This is a genomic window from Nodosilinea sp. FACHB-131 (assembly GCF_014695395.1).
In the GTDB taxonomy this organism is placed as follows: Bacteria; Cyanobacteriota; Cyanobacteriia; order Phormidesmidales; family Phormidesmidaceae; genus Nodosilinea.
The window spans coordinates 1-18,394 of sequence record NZ_JACJOF010000032.1 but is presented as its reverse complement, the minus strand read 5'-3'; the positions used below and the strand labels follow the sequence as shown (position 1 = coordinate 18,394).

Genomic DNA, 18,394 nt, shown 5'->3' with positions numbered 1-18,394 from the left:
CACTGAGGCGATGTAACGGAATATTGCGAAATTATGACAGGAGTCTAATTTATCTTCCAGAGCTGGCGTGGGCCTGGGGTGAGCCTTTTGCCCTAGTTGCTTATTCCGGGGATGGCAGGAAGCGCCCTAGGCCTTAGAATTTAAGGCAGAGAATTTAGCGTTGCCATTACGGCTATGTTACATTTTTCATTGACGGCAATTATTGAATATATAGAGTTACCCGCTTCATGTTTACTAAGCAAGTTACCGACTCTAAGGCCTTCCAATGGTTTAACGAGCGGCTAGAGATTCAGGCCCTGGCCGATGACATCTCTAGCAAGTATGTGCCGCCCCACGTCAATATTTTCTATTGCCTGGGTGGCATTACCCTGACCTGCTTCCTGATCCAGTTTGCCACTGGGTTTGCGATGACCTTTTACTACAAACCCACGGTCACTGAAGCATTCAGTTCTGTGCAGTACCTGATGACCGACGTCAACTTCGGTTGGCTGATTCGGTCCATCCACCGCTGGTCCGCCAGCATGATGGTGCTGATGATGATTCTCCACGTGTTTCGGGTGTACCTCACCGGCGGTTTTAAGAAGCCCCGCGAGCTGACCTGGGTAACCGGCGTGGTGCTGGCCGTCATCACAGTTACCTTTGGCGTCACCGGCTACTCCCTTCCCTGGGATCAGGTGGGCTATTGGGCGGTGAAGATTGTGTCTGGGGTGCCCGGTGCCATTCCTGTGGTGGGCTCTACTGTGGTTGAGCTGATGCGCGGCGGTGAAGCCGTTGGGCAATCGACGCTGACCCGCTTCTACAGCCTGCATACCTTCGTGCTGCCCTGGGCGATCGCGGTGTTCATGCTGCTGCACTTCCTGATGATTCGCAAGCAGGGTATTTCTGGCCCTCTCTAGGGTCTAAGAGACGAGTGGAGCCGTTGCTGAGGCAGGCTCCTGGGCAAATGTTTTGAGGGCATGACGTTTGGTTTCGGCTACACCGATTGCCCTGAATGAATAGTTTAGACTTTGGGCCTGGCCCAACTGGCTGTAACAGGAGAAGTTTTTTCAATGGCGACCATTAAAAAACCGGATCTAAGCGATCCTAAGTTAAGAGACTTGCTCAAGCAGGGCATGGGCCACAACTACTACGGCGAACCCGCCTGGCCCAACGACCTGCTCTACATCTTCCCCGTGGTGATTTTGGGCACCATTGCCTGCTGTGTTGGGCTGGCTGTGCTAGACCCTGCCCTGGTAGGTGAGCCCGCTGACCCCTTTGCCACCCCCCTAGAAATTCTGCCTGAGTGGTATCTATACCCCACCTTCCAGATTCTGCGGATTGTACCTAGCAAGCTGCTGGGTATTGGCGCGATGACCGCCATTCCCCTGGGACTGATGCTGATCCCCTTTATCGAGAGCGTCAACAAGTTCCAAAACCCCTTCCGCCGTCCTTTGGCCACCACGCTGTTTCTGTTGGGAACTGCGGCAACCCTATGGTTAGGCATTGGGGCGACCTTCCCCATTCAAGAGTCGCTGACCCTAGGCCTGTTCTAGACGGCTAGCTCTAGCCATCGTGCAAGACCTGCGTAGAACTGTATCGTTTTACGCAGGTCTTTTTGCTGGGGGTGTACTCTTTCGCTAAGCTACGTTTAAGGAACTCTGGTAGGCGTTGATACAGGAGTGGCTATGGCACGGGTGGGCACCAGACAAGAACCCAGACAAGAGCATTTGCAAGTGGCTAGCAAGCTGGATGTAGTGGCCCAGGTGCAGCGTTGGTTTCACGATACCTGTCGATCGCTAGAGGGGGAGTCAGCATGGGTGAGTAACCACTGCGATCGCCTCGCCCTGGCCCTCACCGAAGGCTTTACCAACGCGGTGCGCCACGCCCACGCTCACCTGCCCGCCGACACCGACATTGACATCGACCTTTCTTTAGCCGCTGACTGCGTTGAAATTCGCATTTGGGACCATGGCGACCCCTTCAATCCAGAGCTACTGCCCGAACCCCAGCCCGGCGAACTGCTAGAGAGCGGCTACGGCTGGTTTTTGCTGCGCCGCTTGGCCGACAAGGTCACCTACCATCGGTCTAAGGATGGGCGCAATTGTCTGTCTATCGTCAAGTACGGCACTTTCCCTACCTACTAAGCCACCTTAGAAAATCGTTTGCCGCTGCCAGGGGCAGCGTTTTGGGTAGCCTAGGGAGACTTGGCTGTTGTTGTGCTGTCTGCTATGGGTTCTTCCGCTACTGATCAGCCCATGGTTCAGGGGTCCACTGAAGACGGGCTTACTGAAATTGCTACGGTTTCTAACTCAGGGAAACAGGGGGCTTTGGTATTTGTCTTCCTTCAAGTTTTCTCTTGGGAGGGCGGTATTCAGTCCTACGTTAAGGATGTTTTGACGGCTTACCTGGAGCAGCCTAGTCCTGCCCCCGCCGATGTTTTTTTGCTGCGGGATGGGCCAGATTGCCACAACCCCTACGATCGCTCCCCCCTACGATTTCACTACCTGGCATCGGCGTCGCCAGCCCTAGGGCGAGCCAAGTTGGTGACAGCACTGCTACAGCATTTGATCATCCAGCGACCGCGCCAGGTAGTCTGTGGCCACGTGCTGCTGCTGCCGCTGGTCTCGACTCTCTGCCGCTGGCTGAGGCTGCCCTACACCGTGATGATTTACGGTAAGGAAGCGTGGGAACCGTTGCCTAAGCGAGAGCAGATGGCGCTGCGCCAGGCCGACTGGATTTGGGCCAACAGCCGCTACAGCCGCGATCGCGCCTGCACTGCCAATGGTCTAGACCCGGCTAGGGTGTTCATGGTTCCCTGTGCGGTAGATGGCGATCGCTTCAGCCCTGGCCCCGCTGACCCGGCGCTGGTAGATGCCTACGGTTTGGCCAACTGCCGGGTACTGATGACCGTGGCCCGCCTGTGGTCGGGGGATATTTACAAGGGCGTGGATGTGACGATTCGGGCGCTGCCCGCCATTGCCGCCGCTGAGCCCACAGTGAAATATCTGGTGATTGGCCGGGGCGATGACCAGCCCCGACTGGTGGCTTTGGCTGAGGAGCTGGGGGTGAGCGGTCGCGTTGTGTTTGCCGGGTTTGTGCCCACCGAAGCTCTGGTCGCCCACTACCGCTTGGCCGACGCCTACGTCATGCCCTCTCAGGAAGGCTTTGGCATTGTCTATCTGGAGGCAATGGCCTGCGGTTTGCCAGTGCTCTCCGGCGACCAGGATGGCTCCGCCGACCCCCTGCAAGACGGGCGGCTCGGCTGGCGAGTGCCCCACCGCAACCCCGATGCAGTAGCTGCCGCCTGTATCGAGATGCTGGCCGGCCGCGACCCTCGTTGCCAGGGGGCGTGGCTGCGGCAGGAGGCTTTGGCTGCCTTTGGTACCCCAGCTCTGGCCAGTCACCTGGAGCGAGCGATCGCCCGCTATTTAGTAGCGTAGTAGCCGCAGCGCTAGAATACAGAGTTAAGGCTAGGGCCTAGCCAATCGGTCTAATCCCCTGCCTGTGCCGTGCGGAGAATGCCCCTGTGAACTCAAATCGCTCTAAACAAGTTCAAGTCAACTTTTCGGGCCTGGGCTGCTGGCTCACCCTGATTGGGGTGGTTTGGTTGCTGGGAGCGGTGGGCCTAGGCTGGCTGGTGAAATCGCTAGCCGTGCTGGTAGTGCTGCTGCTGGCGGCCCCAGTGCTGGGGTTCATTGGGCTGCGGTTTTGGCTGCGGCGTAACCTGGTGCAGGGTGCCTGCCCGGTGTGTGCCACCAATCTGACCGGGATCAAGGGTGCTGAGACGAGCTGCCTCAACTGCGGCACTCCTCTACATGCTGAGCTGGATGGGTTCTCGCGGGTGGCCGAAGAAGGCACCATTGACATCACCGCGGTGGATGTCACCGTTGAGGCAAAGCCCGTCTTGCCCGAGGGAGACTAGTACTTGATCAGGGTGATGGCGACAGGCTCCAACCCTTGGAGGTTTAAGGTCTAGGGTATCGGGTTTAAGGCAAGTCACACACCCAAGACCTTGTACCCTGCACCTTAATACCCCCACTCACCCATCACCTTTGTCTTAGTAGACTAATACCCGGCGGCGGTTAACCGCTATGTCGAAGTGAGTCTGTGTTGTTAGGATAGATACATAATCCTAGATCACCCTGGACCCCATCCCTATGCCCGCCGCCATTCAAGTTGAAAAAACCAAGCTCAAGCAGCCGCCTTTGGAAATTCACACCCTGGGCGATCGCGTGCTGCGTCAGCCCGCCAAACGGGTGGCCAAGGTCGATGATGAAATTCGTGCCCTGGTGAAGGAAATGCTGCAAACCATGTACAGTGCCGATGGCATTGGTCTGGCGGCTCCCCAGGTGGCGGTTAACAAGCAGCTACTAGTCGTTGATATCGACCCTGAAAACGCTGCAAACCAGCCCTTGGTGCTCATCAATCCCCAAATCGTCAAAGTTTCTAAGGACATCGCTACCGGGCAAGAGGGCTGTCTCAGTATTCCTGGCGTTTACCTTGACGTAGTGCGCCCTGCGGCGCTCGAAGTTTCCTACAAAGACGAGAACGGTCGCCCCAAAAAACTCCAGGCCAGTGAGCTGCTGGCCCGCTGCATTCTCCACGAGATGGATCACCTGGCTGGGGTGCTGTTTGTGGATCGGGTAGACAACGCCCTGGCCCTCAACCAAGAGCTAAAAAAGAACGGCTTTTACGCCAAAGACGTGCAGCCAATCACAGCCCATTAGTTGCGTTAGGGCGCTGTAGGGCCGTGGTATGCTGCCTCGTTAGGGCCAGGAAATTGGCCCCCTTAGCTGTTTAGGAGAAACCCTGTGACCCCCAAGAGTGGCCTGTTGTTGGCTGGTTCCTGCGTTGCTGCGATCGCTGCAGTGGGCTCTATCTTTGAGCTATCCTCCGGTAGCCCCGACTGGGGCACAGTGCCTACCACCGTCATCCTCGGTCTTTGTGTGCCGCTGGTGGGGGTTTTGTTTTACGCGGCTGTCAAAGACGCCAAAGCTAACCAAGAGTAATTCAGCGATAGAAGGATGGTTCGGGCCGTCTGTTCTGGACAGTTCCGCTGATTTTTGGCATCCTTCCTCTCCCAGCAGCGTCTACTATAGAAACCATTGAGAGAGGACGGAGCTATGGAGCCGAACCGAGACACCCCTTTGCTGACCCGGCGATCGCTGCTGGCGGCCACTGCTGCGGGCTCTATAGCCGTGCTGCTGAGCCGCCCGGCCCAGGCTTACGAGGTTGTGCTCAACCCCACGGCTCCAGAGTTGGGCGACACCATTTCTGTCATTGTCATCCCTAGAGATCCGGCCGCCACGACGCCCCCTAAGGTGACGGTCAACGACAGCCTTGAATACCCTACTTTTCCCATCAGCGGTAACCGATTTCGAGCGCTGGTGCCCACTAGCCCGCTGAATCCTCCTGGTCGCATGGTGATTCGGGTAATTGGCACAGAAGAGACCCGCAACCTGGCGGTGGGGCTTAAAAACCGCGAATTCCCCACTCAGCGCATTACCCTGTCGCCTAGTCAGAGCGACCTAGGTACCCAGCACGAGTTCGATCGGGTTGCGGCATTTAAGAACATTGTCAGCCCCGAGCGCTACTGGAATGGGCCGCTGGTGCGCCCTAACGAAGGCCGCACCAGCACCCAGTACGGCGTGCGCCGCTACTACAACGGCGTCTTTGCCCAAGACTACTACCACCGGGGCCTCGACTACGCTTCTCCCACTGGCTCGCCAGTGATGGCTCCTGCCGCCGGACGAGTTGCCCTGGTAGGGCGTGTTTCTGACGGGTTCGAGCTGCACGGCAACACCGTCGGCATCGACCACGGTCAGGGGGTGCTCAGCATCATGATTCACCTCAGCCGCATCGACGTCAACGAAGGGGCTATGGTGCAGCCGGGGCAGGTGGTTGGGGCCGTAGGCAGCACCGGAGCATCCACAGGGCCACACTTGCACTGGGGGCTGTATGTCCACGGGGTGTGTGTAGATCCAACTCCCTGGCGCGATCGCGGCTTTGAGTAGAGCCGGTAGGTGAATATGCCGCCGTAGGGTGGGCACTGCCCACCACCCGAACCGGAGTTTTCAAACGATCGCCTCAGGAACAATCCGATGAGCATCTACGAGATCTTGGCCCAAACCCAGCGGCAGCGGGTGAGCGACGGTGAGACGGTGGCACTGCTGAACGGCTGTGAAGGGTCAGCCCAGATTTTGGTGCTGGTGTGGCCCCAGCTAGGCGACTTCGACAGCCTGGAGTACGCCTGGTGGTTGCAGCGAGAGGCCGACACCCTGCACCAGCGAGGGATCGCCGTGCGGGCAGTGGGCATCGGCGATCGCGCCTCTGGCCAAAAATTCTGCGCCTATACCGGCTTCCCTGCCGCATCTCTGTTCGTCGATGAAACCGCCGCTCTGCACCGCGAGCTAGGCCTATATCGGGGGCTGACCCTCAATCCACCGGGCTTGCCGCCTGGGCCAGCCGCTTGGCTGAATTTGATGCTGATGTGCGCGGGTATTGCCAGTCCAGGGACACTGAGGGAGGTGCTGCGGGGCTATACAGGCGATCGCCGCGCCCCTCAACTCATCGGTGACGACGAAGTGGTCAAAGCCGGACCACTGCCACCGCTAACCGGCAAAGCCTTTGCCATCGTTGGAGGAAGTGGCTTTCAGCGACCCATAGAACTGGCCACTCTACGCCTGCGCAACATGACCGAAGTGCTAAGTAACTGGAGCACCTACGTGCCCAACGCTGCTTACCTGACCCAGCGCGGCGGCACCTTTTTGTTTGACGGACAGGGGAACTTGCTGTATGAGCATCGCGATCGCGGCATTCTTGGCTTTGCCGAGACTATGGCTAATCCCCTCACCTTTCTGAACGATCAAGTACCTGCTGATACCCAGGCTTGAGGGCGGCTATGGCATGGCTTGAATCTATAGAAACGCTGCTCGAAGACATCGTCTTAGTCGTCACCTTTTGCCTAGAGGCAATCTCGGTGCTGTGCGTGGTAGCGGGACTATTTGAAACTGCTCGCCTAGCCTTCACCCTCAATCGCCATCGCCGGGGAAAAGAGTTTCCGTTTAACCAAGTGCGGCTGCGGTTTGGCACTTGGCTGGCTTTGGCCCTAGAGTTTCAGCTGGGGGCCGATATTTTAGCGACCACCGTGGCACCCACCACCCAAGACTTGATCAAACTGGGGGTCATTGCCGTGATTCGCACGTTTCTCAACTATTTTCTAGATCGAGAAATGGCCTCTGAGCTAGCCCTGGTAAAAGAGCAGAAGACGTTAGACAAAGACGCCATCAAAGGCCGGTGAGTCAAGTATTGGAGCAGCGCGAATAGCTCGTTAGCTTATCTCGCCATGTCCTCATTTTCCCCGAAGGACGACGTCAGCTCCGATCGCGGCGGCAAATTTTGCAGCAGCACCTTATCCACTCGGCGGCCATCCATGTCGACGACTTCAAACCGCAGCCCTTCCCACTCAAAAAAGTCACCTGCATTGGGAATGCGGCCCATGTGCCGAATGATAAAGCCCGCCAGGGTGTGGTAGTTGTCTTCGTCTTCACTCAGTTCTTCGCGGTTGAGCAGGTCTTTCAGGTCCTCCACCGGCAGCAGCCCGTCGAGCAGCCAGGAGCCATCATCCCGCTGGGTCATCATGGGGTCCTCGGCATCTTCTAGGGAGGGCAAGTCGCCCACAATCGCCTCTACTACGTCGTTAAGAGTGACTAGCCCCTCAACGCCGCCATACTCGTCAAGCACCATGGCAAAGTGGGTACCCGAGGCTTTAAACAGCTCTAGCACCTTGAGCACATAGGTGCTCTCGGCCACAAACAGGGGCGGTTGCACCAGGCTGAGCAGCGTCGTCGGCTCAGTGTTTTGACTGCGGTAGTTAGGCAACAGGGCCTTAAGCGACACCACCCCCACGCAGTCGTCAATGCTGTTCTTGCATACCGGAAAGTGAGAGTGGGCGCTCTGCATGACCAGCTCGCTGTGTTCGGCAAAGGAGGCGTCTACATCCAACCATTCAATGTCGGTGCGGGGGGTCATGATCGAGCGAATCGGGCGATCGCCCAGTTGCAGCACCCGCCCCATCATTTCTTGCTCAGCTACCTCAAAGGTGCCAGCCTCGGTGCCCTGGTCGATCAGCAGGCGCAGTTCTTCTTCAGTGATAGCGGCATCAGGGCGTTCCTTAAGCCCCATGAGATTGACAAGAAAGCTGGTGGACATGCCCAGCAGCACTACAAAAGGAGTTGCCAGTCGAGACAGACTCTTCATAGGGCCAGCCACCTGGCAGGCAATGGCTTCGGGATAGCTGAGGGCAATGCGCTTGGGCACCAGTTCGCCCACCACCAGCGATAGGTAAGTAATGAGTCCTACCACAATTGCCAAACCAAGCACATCGCTGTAGGGAGCGAGGACGGGCACCCGATCGAGGATTTGACTTAGGCTGTCGGCCACTGTGGCTCCCCCCAGGGCACCGCTGAGAATGCCAATCAGCGTAATGCCAATCTGCGCGGTCGATAGAAAGTCGTTGGGGTTATTGGCCAGCCTGAGGGCCAGCCGTGCCTTGGCGTTACCTCGCCGAGCCTGGTGTTCTAAGCGAGCCTTGCGAGCCGACACCAGGGCAATTTCTGACCCTGAAAATACCCCATTGGCCACAATCAGCAGAAAAATGAGCACACTTTTGAGGGCAATATCGGACATAGGGGGAGGTTAACGACGAAAAAGGAAAGACAACAGTGAGCTAGCCTAAACCACAAAACCGTATGACATCTATAACAGGTTTACTACCCTGTATTGAACGGCATATCCGCCTGCTGTGGTAAAACGATTTAGTTGCTGGCTCCCTATCCTATCTCTGAGCTGTTTTGCTAACTGTCAATCGTATACTGCCCCCCGATAGGGCTGCCCCTGTGGTAGCCACCCTATCGCTGACCGCCAGCGATCGCGCCAAGTCGCGCCACCGCTTTGTTGCAGACGATGGCACTGCCGTCTACCTCAACCTGCCGCGCGGCACCGTACTGCGCGGGGGCGATCTGCTGGGGGGCGACGCTGAGACAGTGATTCGCATTGTGGCTAAGCCAGAGCCAGTGGTAGTGGTCAAGGCCCCCTCCAGCTTTGACCTGATGCGGGCCGCCTACCACCTGGGCAACCGCCACGTCTCGTTAGAGCTAGCCCTAGACAGCCTCAAACTAGAGCCCGACCCCGTACTCGAAGCCATGCTGCAACAGCTGGGTAACTTAGAACTCACCCCCGCCACCCTGCCCTTTGAGCCTGAGGCTGGGGCCTATCGCACTGCCGCCCCTAGCCCCTACGGCCACAGCCATGACCACAACTAAGCCTCAGGCCCTGCTGCGGCTGCTACAGCTCACCAGCCCAGCTTTGCCTGTAGGGGCCTACAGCTATTCTGAAGGGCTAGAAACCCTAGTCGAGCAGGGGGTGATTGCAACCTCTAACGACATGCTGCACTGGCTTACCCAAGAGTTGACCTACGGCCTAGTCGTTCTTGACGGTGCCGCTGTGGGACTAGTGCACAGCGCTGCCGCTCAAGCTAGTTTGGGGGCTCAACCGGAGTTCTCTGTGGCTGAGGCGATCGCCCAGCTCAATCACCAGCTCTCGGCCCTGCGCGACAGTGAAGAAACCCGCCAGCAGAGCTGGGATATGGGTCGCGCCCTAGTGCGCATGGGCACCCACCTACACCCTGATCTCAAGCCCTGGTTTAGTGCGGCGGGCAGCCCCTGCAACTTCGCCGTGGCCTTTGCCCTGGTGGCCGCCCGGTGGGACATTGATGCCTCGTCGGCGGTGCTGGGTTACCTGCACAGCTGGGCTGCCAACCTGGTGACCAGTGCCGTCAAGCTGATTCCCCTTGGGCAAACCGTGGGGCAGGAGATGCTGCTGGAGCTGTACCCCGTGCTGGAGGCGGCAGGCGATCGCGCGATCGCCACCCAGGCTCTAGACCAACTCTCCCTCAGCAGCTGGGGCACATCGCTGGCCACCATGCAGCACGAAGTCCTTTACACGCGCCTGTTCCGGAGTTAGAAGCAGTTTCAGGGGCAGAGGCCAAAGCTCAATGTCTCACCTGAACCCCTGAACCTAAACCTTTACCCCCCTAAACCTTGGCCTCCGGCTCTACCCAGCGCCCATCGGCCTTGATCAAGTTGATCAGCTCCGCCACGCCCTGATCCTCCGGCACCTTCTTAATCTCGTCGCGGCCCCGATACAGCGAAATATAGCCGGGGGTTTTGCCCACGTAGCCATAGTCGGCATCGGCCATTTCACCCGGCCCGTTGACGATGCAGCCCATCACCGCAATGTCTAATCCGGTGAGGTGCTTGGTGGCCTCACGCACCTCGTGGAGCACGTCTTCAAGGTTAAACAGGGTGCGACCACAGGAGGGGCAGGCCACATACTCCACCATGGTTTTGCGCAGCCCCAGCGCCTGCAAAATGCTGTAGCAGACGGGAATTTCCTTCTCCGGCGCTTCCGTCAGCGAGACGCGAATAGTATCGCCAATACCTTGGGCCAGCAGGGTGCCAATGCCAGCGGTGGACTTGATCCGTCCATACTCGCCATCGCCCGCTTCGGTGACGCCCAGGTGCAGCGGGTAGTCCATACCCAGCTCGTCCATGCGGTGGCACATCAGCCGGTAGGCGGCCACCATTACCGGCACCCGCGATGCCTTGAGCGAAATTACCAGGTTGCGGAAGTCAAGGGACTCGCAGATGCGGATAAACTCCAGGGCGCTCTCCACCATGCCCTCAGGGGTGTCGCCGTAGGTAAACAGCATGCGCTCGGCCAGCGACCCGTGGTTGACGCCGATGCGCATCGACTTGCCCTGATCGCGTAGGGAGACCACCAGGGGCTCTAGGGTTTCGCGAATCTTGATGCCAATGTCTTCAAATTCGGTCTGAGAGTAGTCGGTGCGGCCCGCCTGGGGTTTTTCGAACACGTAGAGGCCGGGGTTAATGCGCACCTTGTCCACATGCTTGGCCACTTCGAGGGCGATCTTCATGCCGTTGTGGTGCACGTCAGCCACCAGAGGCACGGGCTGATAGGTGTCTTCGAGAATCTTGCGGATGTCGGCCAGGGCCTTGGCATGGGCCATGCTGGGCACCGTCACCCGCACAATTTCGCAGCCGATTTCGTGCAGGCGGCGAATGGCGGCCGCAGATCCTTTGATATCCAGGGTGTCTTCGTTGATCATCGACTGCACCACCACCGGGTGGCCACCGCCAATGGTGATACTGCCCACGGGCACCGGGCGGGTTTTGCGGCGGTGAATGGTGGTGTCGAAGGGATCAAAGGCGTTAGCAGAAACCTGAGAGACGGGATTGGGAAGCGTTTGCATAGCCTGGGCTCAATGGTTGCCGGTGCTTAGTTGTAGAGAGTTGAGGCGATTATCTGGGCCGGTGCTGACCCTCGCACATCCACCTCCCAGAGTGCCACAGAATGGCCGCTAGGGGATGCTAGAGCGGCAAAAACGGCCCCAAAATTGTAGAGAAATGTGCTGCTTGCTGCTTTGAGATCAAAGCAGCGGCTGCACCCCTCGATAGGTCTCAATGTCGATCGCCTGAAGCCGTTCGTAGGCGCGATCGATGGTGCGCTGCCCGCGCAAGAAGCCTGTGCTGGCTCCCGGACAGATGTGGGCCAGCGTTTCCCTCGAAAAGCGAGTTTTCAGCGCCTCCACGTGCTTGAGCTGGCGGGGCCAGTGAAAAGTTTTAGACAGACGCAGCGGCTCAGGCTCACCCGTTCGGCTGGGCAGCAGGTGCCGCCCGGTAAACAGCACGCCGCCGTAGGCGCGGTAGTAGAGGCAGGCCGACCCCGGCGAGTGGCCCGGCGTCCAAAAGGCCTCTAGCTCAGGGCTAAATTCAAAGCTGTGGTGAAACGTAGTGGTATGGGTATCGGGCAGCAGGTAGGCCTCCTGCTCTTGAATCACCACCTCGCAGCCCAGGGCTTTTTGAATCGCGACGGCCCGACCAAGGCTGCCCCGGTGGGTTATAAATAGCTGTTGCACTCCACCCTGAGCCGCCAGCCAGGCCCGATTTTCCTCATCCCAGGCTGGGGCATCAATCAGCAGATTGGCGGGCCGCCCTTCCGCTGTGTTGTTTACAATGAAGTAAGCAGTAGCTCCCTGGGTGTCGCGGTTGGGAGCGAAAGCATAGACGGTGTCAAACACCGGGCGCGGAGCTTTGGGGCTGGAGGATGAAACCGGTGCTGAAGCTGCTGTCATGAAGGCGGGTTAAGGGGTGAGAAAAACCGTTGAGACGCCTATACTAGCTGAATCGCGCCCCCGTCGCCTGGGCTAATTTTGTTGGGTCAGCCGCCTAAAAACGGTGATTCTAGATTCGATCGTTGCACTCCACTGGCTCCTCGATGGTGTTTTTCTGGCTTATAGTTCTTGGTCTGCTGACCTATGTGCTGCTTCAGCGCAGCGTTAGCCGCATCACTCGTACTCCCGTGTGGCTGCTGTGGCTGGTGATGATGATGCCAGCGTTTGTTTTGACCGCTTGGGTGCTGGTCAACGGCAGCGAAAAACCCGCCCCCACGGCCCTACTGCTGGGTCTGTTTATTGCCTGCCCGATTCTCTACTGGGCGCTGATTGAAAAAGGGCGCATTGCTCTACCTAAAGCGGCTGAGGCCGAGAGCGCCGCCGCTGATGCTAAGCCACTGGCACCACCCAAGTCCGTTCCGCGCCCTATTGATAAAGACGAAGAAGCGATGCTTCAGGGCTGCTTCCCTTGGTCAGTGTATTATCTGCAAAATATTGAGTATCGCCCTCAGGCAATGATTTGCCGAGGACAACTGCGGTCTACGCCCACCGTGGCCTACGACACTGTGCGGGAGAATATTCGCCGCCACTTTGGCGATCGCTTCCTAGTCCTCTTTCAGGAAGGCCTTCAGGGCAAACCGGTGTTTGCTCTGGTGCCCAACCCTCAAGTGGAGAAGGGCGATCGCAGCAACCAAACCCTGACCCGCCCAGGTCTGGCTCTGGGCCTGCTGCTCGTTACCCTGTTTACCACCACCGCCGTGGGCACCTACCTGGCGGGCGTCACTGAAGAACAGCTCCAGGCCACGCCCGCGCTAATCTTGCAGGGCTTACCCTACGCTCTGGGGCTGCTGGTCATTCTCGGCTGTCACGAGATGGGCCACTACCTGGCCGCCCGCCGCTACAAAATGCGGGTCACGCTGCCCTACTTCATTCCGGTGCCGTTTTTCTTGGGCACCCTGGGAGCGTTCATTCAGATGAAGTCGCCGGTGCCCAACCGCCGTGCTCTATTTGATGTGGGCATCGCTGGACCTTTGTCGGGGCTGGTAGTAGCGGTGCCGCTGCTGCTGTGGGGGCTTAGCCAGTCCACCATCGTGCCCATTCCCGAAACCGGCTCTAGCCTGCTAAATTTTGAGGCCCTAGACCCCAAGGCGTCCCTGATGCTGACCCTGCTCTCGAAGCTGGTACTGGGGTCAGCGGTGGCAGCTGACGAGGCGATTCACCTGCACCCGATCGCGATCGCGGGCTGCTTGGGTCTGGTAGTCACTGCCCTCAACCTCATGCCCGTGGGTCAGCTCGACGGTGGCCACATCGTCCACGCCATGTACGGCCAGCGGATTGGCAGCATTGTGGGCCAGGTGGCTCGGCTGCTGGTGTTTGGTCTGGCCCTGGTGCACCCGGAGCTAATGATCTGGGCGATTCTGCTGTTCTTTATTCCAGCGGCAGACCAGCCCGCCCTCAACGATGTCAGCGAGCTAGATGACCGCCGCGACATGCTGGGGCTGGTGGCCTTGACACTGTTGGTTATGATTGTGCTGCCAGCGCCGGGCATTCTTACCCGACTGCTGTATTAGCCCCAGGGCTGCCTGTTGTTCTGGTAACCGCCATGTCCCAAGACCTGACTCAGTGGATTACGGAGGTGCGTACCCTCCAGCGGCAGCTAGCCGACACCCAAAAAGAGCGCGACCAGGCCTACAACAGCGCCGCTAACTGGCGTCGTCTCTACGAAACCGAAGCCCGTCAACGGCGCGAAGAGGCCGCAGAGTTTCAGACCCAGATCGAGATCCTGCAGCAGCGCCTCGATGCCGACCCAGGAGCTGTGCTGGAAAAAGATTTGTCTACTGTCAACTCCTTGCAGGGGTTGCAGGAGCGGCTCGATGGATTGGTGCAACAGTGCCAAGACCTCACCCAAAAATTGCAGGCTGAGCAAGCGGCCCACGCCCAGACTCGCCAAACCCTGACCGCCGCCCTGGGCGACACCTTCGACGCCCTAAAGTAGGGGCGCACAACCGTGCGCCCTTAGTACCGTAAGAACTTGGAATCTATCCCTAGCCCCCCGCCACAAAGATGTACCGCAGCACGAAGATGGCGGCCAAAATCCACATGCCGAGGGTGGTCTGCGAGGTTTTGCCCTGGAAGGCTTTGATCAGCGGATAGGCAATCAGCCCCATTGCCAGACCTTCAGCAATAGAGAAGGCCAGGGGCATCATGATGATGGTCAAAAAGGCTGCGATCGCATCGGCGGGCTCATCCCAGTCGATATTCTTGGCCGCCGACATCATTAGTACTCCCACAATAATCAGTGCTGGAGCGGTGGCAAAGGCCGGAATGCCCTGCAATAGAGGAATAAATAGCACCGACGCCAAAAACAGGGCCGCGACCACCAGAGCCGTAAAGCCGCTGCGCCCTCCTTCAGAAATGCCCGAGGCCGACTCAATGTAGGTGGTCACCGTTGAGGTGCCCAACACGGCTCCGGCAGTGGTACCAATGGCATCCGCCATAAACGCCTTTTCGACCCCAGGGAAATGGCCCTCACTATCGATGTAGCCAGCCTTAGAGCCCAACCCAGTTAATGTGCCAACGGTGTCAAACAAATCTACAAACAGGAACACAAAGACAATGCTCACCATCTGCCAAAAGTTGATGCGGAACAGTTCCCCTAGCCCCACAAAGGCCTGACCAAATAGATCGACCGGGGCCGGGGGCACCGCCATCAGCCCCGTTGGCCAGGGCGACACCCCAAAGATCCATGCCAGCACCGAGGTACCCAAAATGCCCCACAGCAGTGCCCCGGCGACCCGACGGGCAAACAGGGCTGCGGTGATAGCCAGACCAAGGAGAGCCATGGCCGTTTGAGGCGATCGCAGATTGCCCAAGGCCGTCAACGTCGCCTCCGACGGCACAATAATGCCCGCACCCTTTAGGGCAATGTAGGCAATAAACAGACCGATTCCCGCCGTAGTGGCGTGCTTCACTGCGTCGGGAATGGCCTCTACGATCTTGCTGCGCACGTTGGAAATGGTCATGAGGATAAAGATAACCCCCTCAATCAGCACCGCCGCCAGGGCAACCTGCCAGTCAATCCCTAGGCCCAGCACCACTGTAAAGGCAAAGTAAGCGTTGATGCCCATCCCAGGCGCTAGGGCAAAGGGCAGCTTAGCGTAAAGCGCCATCACCAGCGTGGCCAGCGCCGCAGAGAGGCCCGTGGCCATTACCAGTTCTCCAAACAAGTCGCCCGACTCGTCGAGAAAGATCGCGTTCGACAAAATGGCTGGGTTCACAATCAAGATGTAGGCCATCGTGACGAAGGTGGTTAACCCCGCCAGCGATTCGGTGCGAAAGTTGGTGCGATGGCCCGCAAAATCAAAAAACTCAGCAACTTTGTTTCCCGGCGCCAAATTTGGCGGTGCTTGGGGCCGTTGTTCAGTGGGTAGGGTCACGGTAGATCTCCTTCTAAGTGGATAGGCAACTGGCCAATATAGACCCACAAAGCCAATAGACTCAGCCCTAGTCCACGATATCTACCCCATTGGATCTGCTATCAAAGCTACAATCTCTGTTTTTTGTGCAGTCGCGTTCCCAAGCTTCGTGCTCAAAGCTGGACGCTGGGCAGTTTTGAGCGAGGCATCATTACTTTCGCCAGGGCCAGCGAGTGCCCATTTCTGTAGCCGCTGACCAACCCAGGTACAGCACTAGTAGGGCAACGCCCAAAAGAAAAGGGCCAACATCATCGGGCATAGATAGGGGGTTCTAGGGTAAACAAAGCTGCCTTTAGAGGCTAAACCATGGCGATTGCTACTGATGATAGCTAAATGTAGCCAGGCCCAAAGGCTACGGACATTCACGCCGCCCCAAATACCCTGGGCTTCTAGGAGCGATCGCCATTGGCATAGGTGCGAAAGCCTTGACCCCCTTAGCATCATCAGCTCGTGGGAGCTGCGTTTTGGGCACTATAGGTCGGTTGCTTTTGGTATTAGAGCATGGATGCCTTCGACCTTTGGGCCATGGCCCCTAACTACTACGGTGAGTGGGACAGTATTGCAGTGGCCATGGTGCTTTCCCTCATATTAGGTTGGGTGCTCGCGGGCTTCCCAGGTATTCCCCGCACCTGGCTCAACGATGACTGGCGGCAGTAGACAACAACTGCCCCTAGCACTGGGGCAGGGGCAGCAAATGACCAAAGATGAGACATAAAGCCACGATAGGAGAGGGTAGGATTCGAACCTACAGACCTTGCGGACACCCGATTCCAGCTGGGTAGGTCAAGAGGGCTCGAGATTGATTTGTCTCCAGAGATTCGCTAAAGAACTCGCAATAGGTTGGACTACAACCCTACTTTTCCAGTACTCGTTATGACACAGAGGATTCCACCGCGTTAACAAGTTGCCAACCTGAACTTCCCGCTCGTCTAACACCGCTTTGTCGTAAAGCTCATTAATACCTTTAATTGGATAACCTAACAGGTCATTACGACTAAAGAAATTTATCCATTTTCCATTGGCTTTGGGATAGTGCATAGATAGTTTTGGAGATGGAACTTGAATTGGCTCTCCAAATTCGTTAAATCGCATTGACCAAAATGGAATCTGACTGCCAAATGTGTAAAACGAAGAAAAAGTCTGTCCTCGTTCTAAAGGGTTATCCCTAGCAGGAGAAGGAAATCTATCCTCTTGGGCATCCCAGATATAGTTGCTCGCCACCGCCGCACCCATACTGTGAGCAATAATGCATAAAGGAGCATTGTTTCCTGCTCTATCAGCTAACCTACCTAAAGACTGAGCAAAAATTTGATGCACTTCTTCGTAGATATTCGATGCGTCGATTGGAGATGTTGGTTGATAGGCGATACTGTCAGCTAACGAGTGAAAAACAAATTCACGCAAGCCAAAAACTTGGCTAAACTTATTAATGCCAAGTTTGTTGTACAGCTTGTTTTGCGGCTGCTGCACTACATCAGCCCAATAAACTGGCTCAAAAACCAGTTCGCCTTCCGCAGAACTAGTGTAATCCTTCAACTCACGAGAAAACTCCTTTTGAAGGCGTGGAACAATACCGCTTAGGAAATTAGGGTGCTGTGGATTTGCAAACTCTGGTCGAGCTTGCCCAATGCCGTGGATAACAGCGATCGCTATTTTTTGGGTCATAGTAGCGGAAATTCAGCGGTGAAAGATGAGGAATGTAGACCCATGATGGCAAACTCAAGGCAACCAGCCTATTACCCTCAAGGGTTATTTTGCGACTTCTGCGATGGCCCCGAGCAAATGTCCTCCCAGCCAGCACACTACCTGCCTTCTCCGCGCCTGATTAGCCTATGGTGAGGTTGTACTTTGATGAACTCCTATGTCTTCAATCCTTGCCTGCCTTTTGGCGATCGCGTTGTGGGCCTTCCCAACTTGCTCAGCTTTTGCGATCACAGCGCCTGCCCCTCAATCTCTAGGTGCGATTCCTGGCTTATCAAAAGTATTTGCAGGAAAGACGCCCGAACTCGGGATTCAGGATGGCAAGCTGTTTCCCTGCCCGTCAACGCCTAATTGTGTCGTTAGCCAAGGTGCTGACCAAGACCACACAATTGCGCCGATTACCTATACAGGCAGCCGGGAGAAAGCTCGTGAGCTACTGACTAAAGTGCTAGGAGTTGTGCCACGTACTGAGATTGTGACTCAGCAAGAGAACTACATCCGAGTCAAGTCCATCAGCCGCCTTATAGGGTTTGTAGACGATACTGAGTTCTACTTGCCGGAGGGTGAGCCCGTTATTCACGTTCGAGCAGCAGCCCGACTAGGAGAATCCGATTTAGGGGTGAATAGACGGCGGTTGGAGCAGGTCCGCTTCGCCTTGCTGGACTTAGGTGTTTAGCCAGTCATATCAGGGCAAAGTACTAGGTGTTTTTGTCTAGCCTAGTTCGTCTGGGGTAGCAGTTCCTTGGAGCTGTGACCCCTTTTTTGATGTCTCTATTGTAAGCATGCAAAAAGCGCCCCTCTTTCGAGGAGCGCTCTTTGCTCAATCAATCAGCGGGGTAGTCACTTGCGACTAGCCGATGATCTCAGGCGCTTCAGCCGTCGCCAAGTCGAGGGGGAAGTTGTGAGCATTGCGCTCGTGCATCACTTCCATACCCAGGTTCGCCCGGTTGATCACATCCGCCCAGGTGCCAATCACACGACCCTG

The 18,394-nt window shown here is 57.1% G+C and carries 21 protein-coding genes and 1 pseudogene; 16 read left to right on the top strand and 6 right to left on the bottom strand.

What is annotated here, in order from left to right; translation table 11 throughout:
* The first annotated feature begins 227 nt into the window (after positions 1-227).
* From petB to H6F75_RS21570, 10 genes are all read left to right on the top strand, one after another.
* Positions 228-896, top strand: a complete 669-nt coding sequence (petB, locus tag H6F75_RS21615) for a cytochrome b6 (RefSeq protein ID WP_073608531.1) — start codon at positions 228-230, stop codon at positions 894-896.
* Between the two features lie 153 nt (positions 897-1,049).
* Positions 1,050-1,532: a cytochrome b6-f complex subunit IV gene (gene petD, locus H6F75_RS21610; RefSeq protein ID WP_190754516.1), complete on the top strand. Its 483-nt coding sequence runs from the start codon at positions 1,050-1,052 to the stop codon at positions 1,530-1,532.
* Positions 1,533-1,664: 132 nt separating this feature from the next.
* Positions 1,665-2,123, top strand: coding sequence for an anti-sigma regulatory factor (locus tag H6F75_RS21605; protein WP_073608530.1), 459 nt, complete (start codon positions 1,665-1,667; stop codon positions 2,121-2,123).
* An 84-nt stretch (positions 2,124-2,207) separates the two neighbouring features.
* The gene (locus tag H6F75_RS21600; protein ID WP_242020262.1) at positions 2,208-3,419 is read left to right on the top strand and encodes a glycosyltransferase; all 1,212 of its coding nucleotides are present in this window, start codon (positions 2,208-2,210) and stop codon (positions 3,417-3,419) included.
* A gap of 86 nt (positions 3,420-3,505) precedes the next feature.
* Positions 3,506-3,901 (top strand): hypothetical protein, encoded by a 396-nt coding sequence (locus H6F75_RS21595; RefSeq protein ID WP_190754514.1) that lies wholly within the window; start codon positions 3,506-3,508, stop codon positions 3,899-3,901.
* A gap of 235 nt (positions 3,902-4,136) precedes the next feature.
* On the top strand, positions 4,137-4,706 hold the full coding sequence (gene def / locus H6F75_RS21590) for a peptide deformylase (protein ID WP_190754513.1): 570 nt from the start codon (positions 4,137-4,139) through the stop codon (positions 4,704-4,706).
* An 84-nt stretch (positions 4,707-4,790) separates the two neighbouring features.
* Positions 4,791-4,988, top strand: a complete 198-nt coding sequence (locus H6F75_RS21585) for a hypothetical protein (RefSeq protein WP_190517140.1) — start codon at positions 4,791-4,793, stop codon at positions 4,986-4,988.
* A gap of 114 nt (positions 4,989-5,102) precedes the next feature.
* Entirely contained in the window at positions 5,103-5,993 is an 891-nt protein-coding gene (locus H6F75_RS21580; RefSeq protein ID WP_190754512.1) for a M23 family metallopeptidase, read from the top strand.
* Between the two features lie 87 nt (positions 5,994-6,080).
* On the top strand, positions 6,081-6,872 hold the full coding sequence (locus H6F75_RS21575) for a peroxiredoxin-like family protein (protein ID WP_190754511.1): 792 nt from the start codon (positions 6,081-6,083) through the stop codon (positions 6,870-6,872).
* Positions 6,873-6,880: 8 nt separating this feature from the next.
* Complete coding sequence (locus tag H6F75_RS21570) at positions 6,881-7,279, top strand: DUF1622 domain-containing protein (RefSeq protein ID WP_190754510.1); 399 nt, start codon at positions 6,881-6,883, stop codon at positions 7,277-7,279.
* A 35-nt stretch (positions 7,280-7,314) separates the two neighbouring features.
* On the opposite strand, the gene H6F75_RS21565 is transcribed toward H6F75_RS21570, so the two are convergent.
* Positions 7,315-8,667, bottom strand: a complete 1,353-nt coding sequence (locus H6F75_RS21565; RefSeq protein WP_190754509.1) for a hemolysin family protein — start codon at positions 8,665-8,667, stop codon at positions 7,315-7,317.
* A 164-nt stretch (positions 8,668-8,831) separates the two neighbouring features.
* On the opposite strand from H6F75_RS21565, the gene ureE reads away from it, so the two are divergent.
* The gene (ureE, locus tag H6F75_RS21560; protein ID WP_190754508.1) at positions 8,832-9,302 is read left to right on the top strand and encodes an urease accessory protein UreE; all 471 of its coding nucleotides are present in this window, start codon (positions 8,832-8,834) and stop codon (positions 9,300-9,302) included.
* Positions 9,289-10,002 carry an urease accessory UreF family protein gene (locus tag H6F75_RS21555; protein WP_190754507.1) on the top strand — a complete coding sequence of 238 codons (714 nt, stop codon included), beginning with the start codon at positions 9,289-9,291 and terminating at the stop codon, positions 10,000-10,002. The genes ureE and H6F75_RS21555 overlap by 14 nt, the downstream gene beginning before the upstream one ends.
* Before the next feature lie 70 nt (positions 10,003-10,072).
* Here H6F75_RS21555 and ispG read toward each other — a convergent pair whose 3' ends face one another.
* Positions 10,073-11,311, bottom strand: coding sequence for a (E)-4-hydroxy-3-methylbut-2-enyl-diphosphate synthase (ispG, locus tag H6F75_RS21550; protein ID WP_190754506.1), 1,239 nt, complete (start codon positions 11,309-11,311; stop codon positions 10,073-10,075).
* Between the two features lie 177 nt (positions 11,312-11,488).
* Positions 11,489-12,193 carry an MBL fold metallo-hydrolase gene (locus tag H6F75_RS21545; RefSeq protein ID WP_190754505.1) on the bottom strand — a complete coding sequence of 235 codons (705 nt, stop codon included), beginning with the start codon at positions 12,191-12,193 and terminating at the stop codon, positions 11,489-11,491.
* Positions 12,194-12,336: 143 nt separating this feature from the next.
* Here H6F75_RS21545 and H6F75_RS21540 point away from each other — a divergent pair, with 143 nt between their 5' ends.
* Positions 12,337-13,803 carry a site-2 protease family protein gene (locus tag H6F75_RS21540; RefSeq protein WP_190754504.1) on the top strand — a complete coding sequence of 489 codons (1,467 nt, stop codon included), beginning with the start codon at positions 12,337-12,339 and terminating at the stop codon, positions 13,801-13,803.
* Positions 13,804-13,835: 32 nt separating this feature from the next.
* The gene (locus tag H6F75_RS21535; RefSeq protein WP_190754503.1) at positions 13,836-14,228 is read left to right on the top strand and encodes a hypothetical protein; all 393 of its coding nucleotides are present in this window, start codon (positions 13,836-13,838) and stop codon (positions 14,226-14,228) included.
* Positions 14,229-14,277: 49 nt separating this feature from the next.
* Here H6F75_RS21535 and H6F75_RS21530 read toward each other — a convergent pair whose 3' ends face one another.
* Positions 14,278-15,669, bottom strand: a complete 1,392-nt coding sequence (locus H6F75_RS21530; protein ID WP_190754502.1) for an NCS2 family permease — start codon at positions 15,667-15,669, stop codon at positions 14,278-14,280.
* A gap of 540 nt (positions 15,670-16,209) precedes the next feature.
* On the opposite strand from H6F75_RS21530, the gene H6F75_RS21525 reads away from it, so the two are divergent.
* Complete coding sequence (locus tag H6F75_RS21525) at positions 16,210-16,365, top strand: hypothetical protein (protein ID WP_190754501.1); 156 nt, start codon at positions 16,210-16,212, stop codon at positions 16,363-16,365.
* A 126-nt stretch (positions 16,366-16,491) separates the two neighbouring features.
* On the opposite strand, the gene H6F75_RS21520 is transcribed toward H6F75_RS21525, so the two are convergent.
* Positions 16,492-17,373 carry a hypothetical protein gene (locus H6F75_RS21520; RefSeq protein ID WP_190754500.1) on the bottom strand — a complete coding sequence of 294 codons (882 nt, stop codon included), beginning with the start codon at positions 17,371-17,373 and terminating at the stop codon, positions 16,492-16,494.
* A gap of 196 nt (positions 17,374-17,569) precedes the next feature.
* On the opposite strand from H6F75_RS21520, the gene H6F75_RS21515 reads away from it, so the two are divergent.
* Positions 17,570-18,085 (top strand): DUF1499 domain-containing protein, encoded by a 516-nt coding sequence (locus tag H6F75_RS21515; RefSeq protein ID WP_190754499.1) that lies wholly within the window; start codon positions 17,570-17,572, stop codon positions 18,083-18,085.
* A gap of 174 nt (positions 18,086-18,259) precedes the next feature.
* On the opposite strand, the pseudogene H6F75_RS28265 reads toward H6F75_RS21515, so the two are convergent.
* Positions 18,260-18,394 (bottom strand): annotated as a pseudogene (locus tag H6F75_RS28265) (photosystem II q(b) protein); the annotation flags it as partial.